This is a genomic window from Ensifer sp. SL37 (genome assembly GCF_026672675.1).
In the GTDB taxonomy this organism is placed as follows: Bacteria; Pseudomonadota; Alphaproteobacteria; order Rhizobiales; family Rhizobiaceae; genus Ensifer; species Ensifer adhaerens.
In genome coordinates, this window is the sequence record NZ_JAPPRN010000006.1 from 480,054 (window position 1) to 493,975 (window position 13,922).

The 13,922-nt window shown below is 62.6% G+C and carries 13 protein-coding genes and 2 tRNA genes; 10 read left to right on the top strand and 5 right to left on the bottom strand.

Features of this window, described 5'->3' with window-relative positions:
- The first annotated feature begins 42 nt into the window (after positions 1-42).
- Complete coding sequence (locus OVA00_RS14550; protein ID WP_326494136.1) at positions 43-975, top strand: ribose-phosphate pyrophosphokinase; 933 nt, start codon at positions 43-45, stop codon at positions 973-975.
- A 210-nt stretch (positions 976-1,185) separates the two neighbouring features.
- Here OVA00_RS14550 and OVA00_RS14555 read toward each other — a convergent pair.
- A tRNA-Pro gene (locus tag OVA00_RS14555) sits at positions 1,186-1,262 on the bottom strand.
- Positions 1,263-1,581: 319 nt separating this feature from the next.
- On the opposite strand from OVA00_RS14555, the gene OVA00_RS14560 reads away from it, so the two are divergent.
- Positions 1,582-2,019 (top strand): hypothetical protein, encoded by a 438-nt coding sequence (locus tag OVA00_RS14560; RefSeq protein WP_034801335.1) that lies wholly within the window; start codon positions 1,582-1,584, stop codon positions 2,017-2,019.
- A 63-nt stretch (positions 2,020-2,082) separates the two neighbouring features.
- Here the strand turns inward: OVA00_RS14560 and OVA00_RS14565 are convergent, their stop codons facing one another.
- On the bottom strand, positions 2,083-2,265 hold the full coding sequence (locus OVA00_RS14565; protein WP_034801332.1) for a YegP family protein: 183 nt from the start codon (positions 2,263-2,265) through the stop codon (positions 2,083-2,085).
- Between the two features lie 123 nt (positions 2,266-2,388).
- A tRNA-Gln gene (locus OVA00_RS14570) sits at positions 2,389-2,463 on the bottom strand.
- A 203-nt stretch (positions 2,464-2,666) separates the two neighbouring features.
- Here OVA00_RS14570 and OVA00_RS14575 point away from each other — a divergent pair.
- Genes OVA00_RS14575 through OVA00_RS14590 form a run of 4 tightly spaced genes read left to right on the top strand, consistent with a single transcriptional unit; the run spans position 2,667 to position 4,967 of the window.
- Complete coding sequence (locus OVA00_RS14575) at positions 2,667-2,963, top strand: cupin domain-containing protein (RefSeq protein WP_034801330.1); 297 nt, start codon at positions 2,667-2,669, stop codon at positions 2,961-2,963.
- A 17-nt stretch (positions 2,964-2,980) separates the two neighbouring features.
- Entirely contained in the window at positions 2,981-3,904 is a 924-nt protein-coding gene (locus tag OVA00_RS14580) for an MBL fold metallo-hydrolase (protein WP_060516280.1), read from the top strand.
- A 2-nt stretch (positions 3,905-3,906) separates the two neighbouring features.
- Positions 3,907-4,359, top strand: coding sequence for a thiol-disulfide oxidoreductase DCC family protein (locus OVA00_RS14585; protein WP_268089236.1), 453 nt, complete (start codon positions 3,907-3,909; stop codon positions 4,357-4,359).
- An 11-nt stretch (positions 4,360-4,370) separates the two neighbouring features.
- Complete coding sequence (locus OVA00_RS14590) at positions 4,371-4,967, top strand: DUF4166 domain-containing protein (RefSeq protein WP_268089237.1); 597 nt, start codon at positions 4,371-4,373, stop codon at positions 4,965-4,967.
- Between the two features lie 25 nt (positions 4,968-4,992).
- On the opposite strand, the gene OVA00_RS14595 is transcribed toward OVA00_RS14590, so the two are convergent.
- Positions 4,993-5,901 (bottom strand): DUF1499 domain-containing protein, encoded by a 909-nt coding sequence (locus OVA00_RS14595; protein ID WP_034801322.1) that lies wholly within the window; start codon positions 5,899-5,901, stop codon positions 4,993-4,995.
- A 72-nt stretch (positions 5,902-5,973) separates the two neighbouring features.
- On the opposite strand from OVA00_RS14595, the gene OVA00_RS14600 reads away from it, so the two are divergent.
- Complete coding sequence (locus OVA00_RS14600) at positions 5,974-6,552, top strand: hypothetical protein (protein WP_268089238.1); 579 nt, start codon at positions 5,974-5,976, stop codon at positions 6,550-6,552.
- 353 nt (positions 6,553-6,905) lie between these two features.
- Positions 6,906-7,178 carry a hypothetical protein gene (locus OVA00_RS14605; RefSeq protein WP_034801317.1) on the top strand — a complete coding sequence of 91 codons (273 nt, stop codon included), beginning with the start codon at positions 6,906-6,908 and terminating at the stop codon, positions 7,176-7,178.
- Between the two features lie 49 nt (positions 7,179-7,227).
- Here OVA00_RS14605 and ppdK read toward each other — a convergent pair whose 3' ends face one another.
- Positions 7,228-9,894, bottom strand: a complete 2,667-nt coding sequence (gene ppdK / locus OVA00_RS14610; protein WP_034801313.1) for a pyruvate, phosphate dikinase — start codon at positions 9,892-9,894, stop codon at positions 7,228-7,230.
- A gap of 317 nt (positions 9,895-10,211) precedes the next feature.
- Here ppdK and OVA00_RS14615 point away from each other — a divergent pair, with 317 nt between their 5' ends.
- Both OVA00_RS14615 and OVA00_RS14620 read left to right on the top strand, forming a co-directional pair.
- Positions 10,212-12,092, top strand: coding sequence for a caspase family protein (locus OVA00_RS14615; protein ID WP_034801311.1), 1,881 nt, complete (start codon positions 10,212-10,214; stop codon positions 12,090-12,092).
- Positions 12,093-12,151: 59 nt separating this feature from the next.
- Positions 12,152-13,921 carry a caspase family protein gene (locus OVA00_RS14620; protein ID WP_268089239.1) on the top strand — a complete coding sequence of 590 codons (1,770 nt, stop codon included), beginning with the start codon at positions 12,152-12,154 and terminating at the stop codon, positions 13,919-13,921.
- Position 13,922: the final 1 nt, after the last annotated feature.

Here is a 13,922-nt window from a genome sequence, read left to right on the forward strand (position 1 = left end):
TCTAAAGCTGCCTCAAAGGCTCCCTGTAACAGGATTGCGCTCATGAAGCTGGTGACCGGTAACTCCAACCGCGCCCTTGCCGAAGCCATTGCCAGATATCTCAATCTTCCCCTCACGGACTGTACGGTCGGGCGCTTCGCCGACCAGGAAGTCAACGTTCAACTTCACGAGAACGTGCGCGGCGAGGATGTCTATATCCTCCAGTCGACCAGCGCTCCTGCCGACGGCAACCTCATGGAACTGTTGATCCTGACCGATGCGCTGCGCCGTTCGTCTGCGCGCCGGATCACCGCCGTCATCCCCTATTTCGGCTATGCCCGTCAGGACCGCCGCGCCACCGGCCGCACACCGATTTCGTCGAAGCTGGTCGCCAACATGATCGCCGGCGCGGGTGTTAACCGCGTTATGACGCTCGATCTGCATACGGACCAGATTCAGGGCTTTTTCGATATCCCGACCGACAACCTTTATTCGGCGCCGGTGACGACCCGCGACATCAAAGAGCGCTACGACGTCGGGAATCTCATGATCGTTTCGCCTGACGTCGGCGGCGTGGCGCGGGCTCGCGGCATCGCCAAGCGCATTGGCACCGATCTTGCGATCGTCGACAAGAGGCGCCCCCGCGCCGGCGTGTCGGAGGTCATGAACATCATTGGTGACGTCTTCGGGAAGACCTGCCTCTTGATCGACGACATCATCGATAGCGGCGGGACCTTGATCAATGCGGCTGACGCCTTGCTGGAAGCGGGCGCCAGAGAGGTCTCGGCATACATCACCCACGGCGTGCTTTCCGAGGGGGCTTGCGAGCGTATTGGCGCCAGCAACCTCAGGGAACTGGTGCTGACCGATTCCATTCAAGACACCGAAGCGCAACGCCAGACCGCCAACATCCGCCGCGTCACCGTCGCGCCGCTGCTCGGAGAAGCCCTTGCCCGAACCGCGCGAGAGCAAAGCGTTTCAAGCCTTTTCGACTGAACCACGCGAACAGTGCAAAGCCGTTTCGATTGAGCCAGGCGGCGTTTGCCGGTGAGAAAAGAACGTAATCCGCCCGCTCATCCGAAAAGACCACAGCGTCACGCGGCGCAAGATACAAATGCATTATAGAAGTGATGATTGAAGCAGTCCGCAGTCGATCCGCGCTTTGGCGCATATTTCGGGAAAGATCGGCTAAGCGGTTGATTTGGCTGGTCGGAGTGGCAAGATTCGAACTTGCGACCCCCACGTCCCGAACGTGGTGCGCTACCAGACTGCGCTACACTCCGTGACCAGCGGCGCCTCTATAGAACAGGCATTTTGATTTCACAAGCGCCTATCTCGAAAAACATTGCGCCTTTTCCAAAAATAATCGTGACGGTGGAAAACGTAGGCGCAAAATGGCCCTGGTCAGCACCAACGGCGCCCCGGAGATGCGCGTGATAGGGACTTTCTGCAACGCTTCATAATTTCCTGGAACCGGAACCGCTGCGTGCATTTCCTTTCGTCTCTTTTGGCGCTAGAGGCTCAACGGAAAGCGCGGAAAGCCAGGGGATACGGGCTTCCGTGCCATGCCGATTTCAGAACGAGAGCCAAAGGGGCAGAAACATGAACTTCCGCATGATGACGGTGGCGGGCCTCGCGCTCGTGCTCGCCGGCTGCACGACGACCGGGACGGGGATTTCCAGGAACGCAGTCGAAGCCCGTTGGCTCGGCCAGCCGGCCGGCGGCTTCTTCGCCCAGTACGGTCCGCCGATCTCCGACGTCGAAAGCGGCAGCTCCACGGTCTATAGCTGGAAGGGCGGCTACAAGACCCGCAAGATCCCGGCGCAGTACGAAACCACCAAGGACGGCAAGCGCGGCAAGCGCATTTCCTCGGCGCGCACCGAGTATCTGAGCTGCGCGGTGCAACTGACCGTCTCGTCCGACTACGTCATCCGCTCGATCCACATTGCCGGCGACCGCAAGCGTGCCGAAGGCCCGAGCTGGTGCGAAGAGTTCCTCGGCGCCCCGGCCCAGACCAAGCCGGCGGCAACTGCAGGCTAAACCAACAAACAAAAAACCCGCCGGTGAAAATCGGCGGGTTTTTTCTAGGGGATTGCGTCGAACTCAGCCGGCGCTGTTGTCCTCGACGGGCGCGTCGGGACCGTTCTTCTTGATCGAGTCGATGGCGTTCTGCGCGCTGGCCTTGGTCTTGTAGCCCTCGGTCGAGAACATCACTTCGCTGTTGTACTTGAAGCGAACACGGAACTCGCCAGCCTTGTCTTTGTAGATTTCGAATTTGTGAGCCATCTTCTCCCTCACACATGTTGGAATCAACGAAACTAGCGTGTCAGTTGCAAGATGACTTGACAAGAGTGCATGCAAATCCGGCGCGCGATCGCCCGCCCAATGGATCAACTGCCTGGAAAAATGTGGCTGGGGCGCCAGGATTCGAACCTGGGAATGCCGGTACCAAAAACCGGTGCCTTACCGCTTGGCGACGCCCCAACGGATTGACGGGACAATACGTCCGCCAAATCGAGCGCCTGATTATCAAAGCTCGCCGCCCGTCACAATCACTAAGTTGGCACTAAGTTGAATTTTCGGCGGATTTGTTGGCGACGACGCCGAAGGGCGCGCGCCGTGGGTACCGGATGTACCCTTCCCTTCGCTGACCGCACCTCCTATTGTCCCGGCAGATGGAGAATTTCATGAGCCAGTTTCGCGCCCGCCCCCCTGCCGTTCCAACCGTACTCGTCGACGACACGGTCGTCAGGATCACCCGTTGGGATTTCGAGCCCGGCGCCGACACCGGTCACCATGTGCACGGGCTCGGCTATGTGGTGGTGCCGATGACAGACTGCCAGTTCCTGCTCGAGGAAGAGGCGGGCAGCCGGCGGGTCGATATCGCCAAGGGTGCCGCCTACCGCCGTGAGGCGGGCATGGCGCACAACGTCGTCAATGCCGGCAAAGAGCCGATGTCGTTCATCGAGATCGAATACAAGTGAAATCCAGGAAGAGACGCATGCAGGGCCCGGACTTCGATCTCGATTTCAAGCCGGCCCATGGCGAGGCCGTGACGGTTGCGGACGATGTGCAGCGCATCACGGTCAACAATCCCGGCCCTTTCACCTTTCACGGAACCAACAGCTATATTGTCGGAAGACGTTCCGTTGCCGTCATCGATCCCGGCCCCGATGACGAGGCGCATTTCCAGGCGCTGATGGCGGCGCTCGCCGGCCGTGAGGTCACCCATATCGCCGTCAGCCACACGCATCGCGACCACTCGCCGCTGGCGCGCCGGCTGAAGGCTGCCACAGGTGCGGTGATCGTCGGCGAAGGCCCGCATCGCTCCGCCCGTCCCTTGCATGCGGGCGAGAGCAATCCTTTCGCCGAGAGTTCCGACATGGAGTTCGTCCCCGATCTCGGGCTTGCCGACGGCGGGCGCATCGAGGGCGACGGCTGGAGCCTGACGGGGCTTACGACGCCCGGCCATACGGCCAACCACATGGCCTTCGCGCTCGATGGCACCGGCATTCTCTTTTCCGCCGACCACGTCATGGCCTGGGCGACGACGATCGTCGCGCCGCCCGATGGCGCCATGGCCGATTACATGGCCTCGCTCGAAAAGCTGCTTTCCCGCGACGAGCATCTCTACCTGCCCGGCCATGGCGGACCTGTGATCGAGCCTGCCTCGTTCCTTCGCGGCCTGCGCGCCCACCGCAAGATGCGCGAGCGTGCCGTGCTCGAACGCATCCGCGCCGGCGACAGCCATATCCCTGACATGGTCAAGGTCATCTATGCGTCCACCGACGTGCGGCTGCATGGGGCGGCGGCACTTTCGGTGCTCGCCCATCTCGAAGACCTGATCGAACAGGGACGGATCGAAACCGATGGCCCGCCCTCGCTTCTCGGCGCCTACCGGCTGGCGCCCGGCGGAGCGGGCTGATCATGCGGCGCGAGACCTACAGCTATCGCAATGATGCTTCCGTGCCCACCTTTGCCGACGACAAGCCGGTGATCGTCTTCGACGGCGAATGCATCTTTTGTTCCGGCTGGGTGCGCTTTCTGCTTCGCCACGACCGACGGGCGCAATATCGCTATTTGACAGCACAGTCGCCGCTAGGCCAAGCGCTCTACCGGCACTACGGGCTCGATACCGTCCATTTCGAGAGCAACATGCTGATCGAGGACGGCATCGCCCGCGTCAAATCCGACGGATCGATCCGCACGCTTGCGCGGCTGGGTCTGCCGTGGTCGCTCGCCAACATCTGCCGGATCCTACCCGCTGCCCTTCGCGATCCGCTCTATGATCTCGTGGCGAGAAACCGCTACCGCATCGCCGGCCGCCGCCAGAGCTGCATGGTGCCGACGCCTGAGGAGCGTGGGCGCTTCATCGCATGACGATGGAAGACATGGTCCAAAAACAGAGCCTTTACCGCCAGATCCTCGGCCGGCAATGGAACCACCTGCCCGCGTCGATCCGCGCCCTGCACGACCTATCAGAGGGACATGCCACCTTTCGCGGACGTGCGGTCATCGAGCGCGGCAGCTCGATAGGGGCTCGGCTCGTCGCCTCCATGCTCGGCTTTCCCGGCGCAGGCGCTGACGTCCCTGTTGAAATCCACTTCGCATGCAGCAATGGTCGGGAAGTCTGGACCCGACGCTTCGGTGGGAAAGTCCTGCGCAGCTCGCAACGAAAGGCCGAGAGGCAGAACGAACCACTGCTCGCGGAAGATTTCGGACCGTTCCGTGTCCTGTGCGCGCTTGAGCCCGCCGAAAACCGCCTGCATCTCTTGGTTCGCGCCTGGTCCTTCCTCGGCCTTCCGCTTCCTTTACTGCTTGCGCCGGGTGGCCGGACGTTCGAGGAGGATCGTGACGGCCTGTTTCATTTCCACGTGGAGGTCGCAAGCCCGTTGACCGGCCTGATCGTGCGTTATCGCGGCTGGCTACGGCCAGCGGGCGAGCCGACAGCCGACTTGGGCCGTCGCAAAGCCCTCGTAGACGAATGACGTTTTCTGGCGGGCACTCCGCCGATCAGTCGCCGGCAATGCCCAACAGCTCGGCATCGAGCGCCCGCAGGAATTGATCGGCGAAGGCGGCGCCCATGCCGAGATCATGAGGCCCGTAACGCGAGGCGACGCGCAGGTCGACGAAGGTGGTCTCCGCCTCTTCGCGCAGCCGGATCAATACATCGAAACGAAAACCCGCGATCAGCGTGCGCCACTCGCCCTGCAGCACGACATCGCTGGCGCGGCGCCCTGCAATCGCGCCTTCGAGAGCCATCTCCGGGCGCGCCGCCGGAACGGGTACATTTTCCGGTTCGGCGTTCGTATCCGCGCCCGCATTCGGCCGTACTGCCAGATCCTCCAGATCGGCGCGGGCGTTCTCGACACCAAGTTCTTCGGTGATGCCGACGCGGCTCTGTTCGATGACGTTGCGCACCCCCTGATAGACGCGGTCGAGTGCGCCATCGTAGCGCCGGCCGGTCAGAGCCGGATAGGCGAGGATCTGCGCTTCACGGTCCTGAGGCGTTACCGCCGCCTTGCGCTTCAGCCAGCTCTCTTCCGCCTGCGGCACCTTGAGCCACGGCGGCGGCGTCACCGTATCCGTGCTGACGTCGTAGATTTCCGGGCGGGTCAGATATTGGACGACGCCATAGCCGATAAAGCCGAGCGTCGGCGCGGCGTAGACAAGCGCCGCAGCAGACGCCAGGCCACCAATCGCCGCAACCTGCCACAAGCGCGCCAACCCGACGACGGCAAACAGCACGCCCAACAGCGCAAAGGCGCCGGCGAGGCCGACAAGGGCGAGGAAATGCGGTGTCGTCAGCGGACCGAAGCGGTGCGCCAGCAGCGAGAGCGCAAAAAGCAGGAACGAGACACGGGCGAAGCGGCGCGCCCAGTGGGCGGCAAAGGAATAGGGGCGCTCGTACCGGACCATCATATAGTTGAATCAATTCCCTGCCGCGAAACAGACCGCATTCTTAGACCATGCCCCGTGCCGAGGGAACAGGCAATGCGGCAGTCCGCCACCGCGCTCCGGGCCTACCTTGCAGTTCGCCGCAAAATCGCCATTCTCGTTAACCACCTATCAACACATGGGAATGTGCCCGCGCGCCCGGGATTCAAAGGGCACGCGGAGTTTCAATCGGAGGCAACGGCCAGCGCGCAACATCAATCGAGGGCGCTCGGCAATCGACGGAGAACCGACATGGGCGCATCGCAAGCAGCCGTGGCCATCGCCACCCCCTCTGCCCTACCGGCCGGAGACGGCGGCATCCCCATGGGGCTCCTTGAGCTCGAACTCTCCCTCGATGGTTTCTCCGGCAACAATGCCGATTTCACCAGCTTCGTCCGCACGGTTGCTGACAACGTCGGCGGTGAGTTTCTGTTTGCCCTGCCCGCTTCTGATCTGATCGAAGACTGCCGCAGCATTGCCGTGCTCCGTCTGGCTGATGCCGGAGGCGACGCTTCGATCCTGTTTGCCTGCCTCGACGAACAAGGCCGAGCCGTCCGTATCGAACATCCGAGCGACACCACGCGCGACCTCGAGCGCTTCGCCGAATCCTTTGTCGGCGTGCTCGAACGCATGTAGCACTGCAGGCCTCTCACAGGGACAACTCCAACCACATCCCTGGGCGAGGCAGCAAGCGACGGTGAATGCGTTTTGGCAGCGGATTACGCGCAATCGGACCATCGCGCAGGGATCACACCCCGACACCCCTCCGGAACAGGCTCACACACACACGTCAACGACGGGTGTGAGGTGCCCTCGCCTACAACCGCGACATGGCACAGAATTGGCATCGTTCGTTTCGATTCTCGATACAAGTCCCTATATTGATTGTGATTCGAGGCGTTGAGTGGTGTGCCGCTCGATTGCTCACGGCGAGACGCAGACCGGTACGGCCTCACACGACCCGGTTGCGCCCAGGAGGCGCGAGAACCATGATGAAACGACTGTCCATCCTTATCGCAGCCGCGCTTCTCTTGACGGCATGCCAGACGATGACGCCGGAGGAACGGCGCATCGCCGACGGCAACACCTGCGCGTCCTACGGCTTCCGCCGCGGCACCGATGCGTTTGCCACCTGCCTGCAGCGGATCGAACTCGACCGCCGCGCCGAATCGCGCGCATTCCGCTACCAGAACGACATGATGATGTGGGGCTGGGACCGGCCGGTCATCGTCTCACGACCGGTGATCGTCCAGGCCAGGTAAAGCGGATCATGCCGAGCCAACGCCGCTTGGGCGGCGTTGGCGATAGACGTTACCCCTTGCCGTTGATCGCGGCCTGGGCCGCGGCGAGCCGGGCGATCGGCACGCGGAAGGGTGAACAGGAGACGTAGTCGAGGCCGGCGTCCTCGCAGAAGCGGATCGAGGCCGGATCCCCGCCGTGTTCGCCGCAGATGCCGAGTTTCAGACCGTTCTTGGTGCGACGACCACGCTCGGCTGCGATCTGGATCAGTTCGCCGACGCCGTCGAAATCGAGCGAGACAAAGGGGTCCTGCTCGATGATGCCCTTCTGCTGGTAGGTCGCCAGGAACTGCGAGGCGTCGTCGCGCGAGATGCCGAAAGTCGTCTGCGTCAGGTCGTTGGTGCCGAAGGAGAAGAAGTCGGCCGCTTCGGCGATGACGCCGGCGCGCAGGGCTGCACGCGGCAATTCGATCATAGTACCGACGAGATAGTCGATGTCGATACCCGCCTCACCGATCACCTCCTTGGCGACCGCATCGATGCGCGCCTTGACGTAATCGAGCTCTGCCTTGAGGCCGACAAGCGGCACCATGATTTCGGGAACGACGGCCGCTCCGGTCTCGTGCGCCGCTTCAACGGCGGCTTCGAAGATGGCACGCGCCTGCATCTCGGCGATCTCCGGATAGGAGATGGCCAGCCGGCAACCACGGTGGCCGAGCATCGGATTGAATTCGTGCAGTTCGTCGACGCGCTGGCGCAGTTCCGACGGATCGAGCGAGAGCGCGCCGGCAACGTCGGCGATCTCCTCGTCGGTCTTCGGCAGGAACTCGTGCAGAGGCGGGTCGAGCAGGCGGATCGTTACCGGAAGGCCGTGCATGATCGAGAACAGCTCGGCGAAATCCGAGCGCTGCATCGGCAGAAGCTTGGCGAGCGCTGAACGGCGACCTTCTTCGTCGTCGGCGAGGATCATTTCGCGCATGACATTGATGCGGTCGTCCTCGAAGAACATGTGTTCCGTGCGGCAGAGGCCGATGCCCTCCGCACCGAAGGAGCGCGCGGCGCGTGCGTCCGCCGGCGTTTCGGCGTTGGTCCTGACGGTCATCCGGCGGGTGGCGTCCGCCCAGGCCATGATCTTGCCGAAGTCCCCGGAAAGTTCCGGTTGCAGCATGGCGATCGCGCCCTTCAGCACCTGGCCGGACGAGCCGTCGATGGTGATGACGTCGCCCTTCCTGAGCGTCACGCCTCCGGCGGTCAGCGTTTCGTTGCGAAGGTCGACACGAATGCTGCCGGCGCCGGAAACGCAAGGGGTACCCATGCCGCGGGCAACCACGGCGGCGTGGCTGGTCATGCCGCCGCGGGTCGTCAGAATGCCTTCGGCGGCATGCATGCCGTGGATATCTTCAGGGCTGGTCTCGACGCGGACGAGGATGACCTTGCGGCCTTCCTTGTCGGCCTGCACCGCTTCCTCCGAGGTAAAGACGATCTCGCCCGTCGCAGCCCCCGGCGAGGCCGGAAGGCCCGAGCCGATGATGTCGCGGCGCGCATGCGGATCGATCGTCGGGTGCAGCAGCTGGTCGAGCGAGGCGGGATCGATGCGGGCAACGGCCTCCTGTTCGGAGATCAGCCCCTCCTCCGCCATATCGACCGCGACCTTCAGCGCCGCCTTGGCGGTGCGCTTGCCGGAGCGCGTCTGCAGCATCCAGAGCGTGCCGCGCTCGATGGTGAATTCCAGATCCTGCATATCGCGATAGTGGCGTTCGAGCGTATCGCAGATCGAGCGAAACTCGGCGAAGGCCTCCGGCATCAGCTTTTCGAGCGAGGGCTTGTCGGAGCCGGACCCAAGGCGCGCCGCTTCGGTAATGTTCTGCGGCGTGCGGATGCCGGCAACGACGTCCTCGCCCTGTGCATTGACCAGAAACTCGCCGTAAAGCTCGTTCTCGCCGGTCGAGGGGTTGCGGGTGAAGGCAACGCCAGTCGCCGACGAATTGCCGAGATTGCCGAAGACCATCGCCTGGACGTTGACGGCGGTGCCCCAGGCGGCGGGGATGGCGTGCAGGTGGCGATAGGTGATCGCCCGCGGGTTCATCCAGCTCGAAAACACGGCGCCGATCGCCCCCCAGAGCTGCACTTCCGGATCCTGCGGAAAGGGTTCGCCCAGCGCTTCCTCGATCGCTTCCTTGTAACGGGCAATGACGCTCTGCCACTCCACCGCCGAAAGCTCGGTATCCTGCTCATGGCCGAGGCGCGCCTTTTCGTCCTCAAGGATTTCCTCGAAGACGTCGTGGTCGACGCCCATGACGACGTCGCCATACATCTGGATGAAGCGACGATAGCTGTCCCAGGCAAAACGGGCATCACCGGCGTCATGGCCAAGCGCATGTACCGACTGATCGTTGAGACCGAGGTTGAGAACCGTGTCCATCATGCCGGGCATGGACGCGCGCGCGCCTGAGCGAACCGAAAGCAGCAGCGGACGGGAGGTGTCGCCGAAGACGCGGCCGGTCACCTCTTCCATCCGGCTGATCCCCTCGCGCACCTGGTCGCGCAGGCCATCCGGCATCTGCCTGTCATTGTCGAAGAAGCTGTTGCAGGCATCGGTTATGATCGTCAGGCCCGGCGGAACCGGCAGGCCGAGGTTGCACATCTCGGCAAGGTTGGCGCCCTTGCCACCCAAGCGCTCACGATCACCCGCACGTCCCTCGGCCTTGCCCCCACCGAAGGTGTAAACCCATTTCGTCATGCCTGCTCTCCACCCAGAAACAGTCTTTAATGACGATTTACAGTATATGCTTCAGGCTGAAAATGCACCCGGCGAAGATTTATGCTGCAGCGCATCATTTTCTGTAACATTGCTACACATCGCGCTTGACCTCCCACAAATCGTGTCGATGGCTTTAAATTGCAGCCGAAATTCCTGAAAAGGCTGCGCCAGGCGGCCCGATCCGACATTGCCCGAAACATAACAATTATCTAATATACAGATGTGCGATGGGGGTGCATCCAGGAATATCCCGTCATGGCAATCCGTTTCCGTCTCGATGGCTCGGAGGGTCGGTCATGAGGTGGCGTGCAAATCTGACAACCTGGCTCCTTTCGGCGGCGCTCATGGTCCTTTTCACCATGGGAAACGCCTTTGCCGAAGGAAACGGCAAGCGGCTGGCGCTCGTCGTCGGCATGAGCAACTACGTGCTCGCTGGAACGCTGCCCAATGCTTCACGCGATGCAGAAGCCTTCAACACCTTTCTCAAGGACCAGGGCTTCGAAACGAACCTCGTGCTCAACGCCGATCGCCGCGGCCTTGCCGGTGCACTTTCAAACTTCTCGCGCAAGATCGGGCCTGACGATACCGCCCTGTTTTACTACGCCGGCCACGGGATGCAGTTGCACGGCGAGAATTTCCTTGTTGGCACCGATGCCAAGCTCGAAAGCGAGTTCGACGTGCCGGCCGAGACCGTGGCGCTGTCCGAGATCATCGGCGCGATGGAAAAACGTGCCCGCATCTCGATGGTCTTCCTCGATGCCTGCCGCAACAATCCGCTCGCCGAGCGGCTGACACGCGAAGTCGAAGGTGCGACCCGCGGTGCGGCGACCCGCGGGCTGGCGCCGATCGAAACGCAGGGCGGCGGCACGCTCGTCGCCTTTGCCGCAGCCCCCGGACAGGTCGCCGCCGACGGCACCGACGGGCATTCGCCCTTTACGCGGGCGCTGATCGCCAATCTCTCGGGCGCCGGCCTCGAAGTCGGCACCGCCTTCAAGCGGGTCGTGCGTGACGTGCGCAAGGAGACGCAGGGCAAGCAGCAGCCGCAGATCCTGTCATCCCTGTCGCTGGAGTTCTACTTCGGGCCGGAAACCGCAGCGCCCCAGACGACCCCAGCGGTACAAACCCCGGCGGTACAGACGGCCATGCCGCAGACTGCGGCGGTTCAGCCGGTGCAGCCGGCACTCACTGTGCCGGCCATGGATCCCGAAGCGCTTGAGGCAGAGAAGGACTTCAAAAAGGCGCTGAAGATCGGAACGGCGCGCATCTGGCACTTCTTCGTCGAAAAACACCGCACCGGCGAATATGCCGACCTCGGACGCCAGGCGCTGGCGCAGATCGAACCCGCCGCCGTGCGCAACCAGTCGCATCTGCCTCAGTCCGTCGAAGCGCGGCTATTGCCGGACAAGGACAAGCGACGAAACGTCCAGGTGGCACTCGCCTCGCGCGGATTTGCGGCGGGCACGGCCGATGGTGTTTTTGGTGGACAGACGCGCGAAGCGATCAAGCGGTTCCAGAGCACCAACCAGCAGCCAGCAAGCGGCTTCATCACAGAGCGCACGGCAGAAGCCCTCGGCATCAAAGTCAACGACAGAGCCGAGGGCATATACAGCTCTCCGAAGGCCCGACGCTATGATGTTGCCAACCTCGAGGGTCTGGAAACCGATCAAACCGTCCTGCGGGCGCTGACCTGCCTGCGCCACTTCGAAACCGTATATGGCGTGTTCGAAGGGCACCTCTATGTCGCAGTGCGGACGGGAATAATTTTGGCCGTTTATGCGCGGGGGATCGCCGGCGGTTGCGGCGCGCACCTCGCGTCGATTTCGTCTCAAGAGGAGAACGCCTTCGTCGCGTCGCTTTTCAACGCCGATCAGACCTTTTTCAACACCGGCTACGACCCCTCAGGCAATGTCAGCTACAAGATGGGCCCCTGGATCGGCCTGACGCAGGACCCACAGGGCAAGGAGCCCAGAGGCGGCTGGCGTTGGGACACCGGCGCGCCCCTGACCTACACGAAATGGTTCCAGGACATGCCGAACGAAGGCAAGAAGGGCGACGATATCGGCATGTACTACGCCCATCGCAACGGCAGAGCCGACACGAAATCCGTCTACGTCGATAGCTGGGACGATATGGGGCCAACCGATGGAACGGGCGGTCTGATCCTCGAATTCGAGTGACCGCTTGGGGCAATTCAACACCTGCACGGCTGAGTCAATCATAAGCAGGAGGCAAGGTCATGAACTGGCGTGTGAAGCTGCTATGGCTGGTTCTTTGCGCTCTGATCGTGCCCTTCACCACAGGGAATGCCCCCGCCGAAGGCAATGGCAAACGACTGGCGCTTGTCATCGGCATGAGCAACTATGTGCTTGCGGGAACCCTGCCCAACGCCTCGCGCGACGCTGAAGCGTTCAATGTCTTCCTCAAAGGCCAGGGTTTTGAAACCGACTTGATCCTCAACGCCGATCGCCGTGGTCTTGCCGGCGCACTTTCAAACTTCTCGCGCAAGATCGGGCCTGACGATACCGCCTTGTTTTACTACGCCGGCCACGGCATGCAGTTGCGCGGCGAGAATTTCCTTGTTGGCACCGATGCGCGGCTCGAAAGCGAGTTTGACGTTCCGGCAGAAACCATGCCGCTGTCGGAGATCATGAACGCGCTGGAACAACGCGCGAAAATCTCCCTGATCTTCCTCGACGCCTGCCGCAACAATCCGCTCGCAGACAGACTCAATCGTGACGTGGCGGGCACAAGCCGCGGCGGCGCCACCAGAGGTCTGGCACCGATCGAGACACAGGGCGCCGGCACGCTCGTTGCCTTTGCTGCGGCGCCCGGACAGGTAGCGGCTGACGGAACCGACGGGCATTCGCCCTTCACCCGGGCGCTGATAACCAACCTCTCCGGCCCAGGGATCGAAATCGGCACCGCCTTCAAGCGCGTGATCCGTGAGGTGCGCTCGGCAACGGGCGGCAAACAGTCGCCGCAGATCCTCTCCTCTCTCGATCTGGAATTCTACCTCGACGGCAGCGCCACGCTTGAAGCGCCCCGACCCTTGAAAGTTGACAACGTCGATATCGCCGCGCTCGACTTCAACAAGGCGATGCGCGTGGACACGGCCAGGACCTGGAAGCGCTTCATCGCCAAACATGGCGAGAGCAGCTACGCCGACGCGGCGCGTCAATCCATTCAGCGGCTCGGCAAAAGCGACGACTTCAGATCATCCCTGGCTGCGATGGCACAGGAACAGAAGATGCTCGATAGCAAGGACAAGCGCGCAGCCGCGCAACAGGCCCTGCAGAGCAAGGGTTTTGACACGGGCGCGACGGACGGCGCCTTCGGTGGCCAGACACGCAGGGCGGTCACGGCATTTCAGGCGGCCCGCGGGCTAAAGCAATCCGGATTTCTCGATCAGGAGACCGGAGCGAGCCTGGGTCTCACCTTTGCCCGCATCGATCAGGACATTCTCTCGGCTACCAGCGCACGCCGCTATGACGCCACCGATCTCGAGGGACTGGAGGACGAACCGGTGATCGCCATGGTGCGGTGTCTTTCGCCTCTACCACTGACCTATGGCACCTTTGCCAGACACCTCTATGCAGCGGTCTATGACGGGCAGCAAGTCGGCTGGCAGGAAGCGAAGGCGATCGTCGAGCGCTGCGGCGGTCACCTTGCCACGATCGATTCCAGCGATGAAAATACGTTCGTCGCCTCACTCGCGAATACGGATGACCGGTTCTTCAGCAGTTCGTTCGAAGGCGGCGAGCACCGGCGGGTCGGGCCATGGCTCGGGCTCTCCAACGAGAACGGCAGTGCCGAAGGGTGGAGATGGACGACGGGCGCTGCCGTCACCTTCGGCAGGTGGTTCAGGCGGCCGCCGGAAAAGGCTGGGGCGGCAACGCTTTACGCAGCCTATCGAGCAAACAAGGTCCCCCTCGCCGCCTACGTCGACACCTGGGAAGCGCGCGACCCATCGCGGCCGGTATCCGGTTTCATCGCCGAATTTGAGTGAA

What these genes read in the sequence shown, in the direction of transcription:
- OVA00_RS14615 (WP_034801311.1), top strand. Translation starts at nt 10,212, where the DNA reads ATGAGGTGGCGTGCAAATCTGACAACCTGGCTCCTTTCGGCGGCGCTC.
- OVA00_RS14560 (WP_034801335.1), top strand. Translation starts at nt 1,582, where the DNA reads ATGAACTTCCGCATGATGACGGTGGCGGGCCTCGCGCTCGTGCTCGCC.
- OVA00_RS14550 (WP_326494136.1), top strand. Translation starts at nt 43, where the DNA reads ATGAAGCTGGTGACCGGTAACTCCAACCGCGCCCTTGCCGAAGCCATT.
- OVA00_RS14605 (WP_034801317.1), top strand. Translation starts at nt 6,906, where the DNA reads ATGATGAAACGACTGTCCATCCTTATCGCAGCCGCGCTTCTCTTGACG.
- OVA00_RS14600 (WP_268089238.1), top strand. Translation starts at nt 5,974, where the DNA reads ATGCGGCAGTCCGCCACCGCGCTCCGGGCCTACCTTGCAGTTCGCCGC.
- OVA00_RS14620 (WP_268089239.1), top strand. Translation starts at nt 12,152, where the DNA reads ATGAACTGGCGTGTGAAGCTGCTATGGCTGGTTCTTTGCGCTCTGATC.
- OVA00_RS14575 (WP_034801330.1), top strand. Translation starts at nt 2,667, where the DNA reads ATGAGCCAGTTTCGCGCCCGCCCCCCTGCCGTTCCAACCGTACTCGTC.
- OVA00_RS14590 (WP_268089237.1), top strand. Translation starts at nt 4,371, where the DNA reads ATGGTCCAAAAACAGAGCCTTTACCGCCAGATCCTCGGCCGGCAATGG.
- OVA00_RS14585 (WP_268089236.1), top strand. Translation starts at nt 3,907, where the DNA reads ATGCGGCGCGAGACCTACAGCTATCGCAATGATGCTTCCGTGCCCACC.
- OVA00_RS14595 (WP_034801322.1), bottom strand. Translation starts at nt 5,901, where the DNA reads ATGATGGTCCGGTACGAGCGCCCCTATTCCTTTGCCGCCCACTGGGCG.
- OVA00_RS14565 (WP_034801332.1), bottom strand. Translation starts at nt 2,265, where the DNA reads ATGGCTCACAAATTCGAAATCTACAAAGACAAGGCTGGCGAGTTCCGT.
- ppdK (WP_034801313.1), bottom strand. Translation starts at nt 9,894, where the DNA reads ATGACGAAATGGGTTTACACCTTCGGTGGGGGCAAGGCCGAGGGACGT.
- OVA00_RS14580 (WP_060516280.1), top strand. Translation starts at nt 2,981, where the DNA reads ATGCAGGGCCCGGACTTCGATCTCGATTTCAAGCCGGCCCATGGCGAG.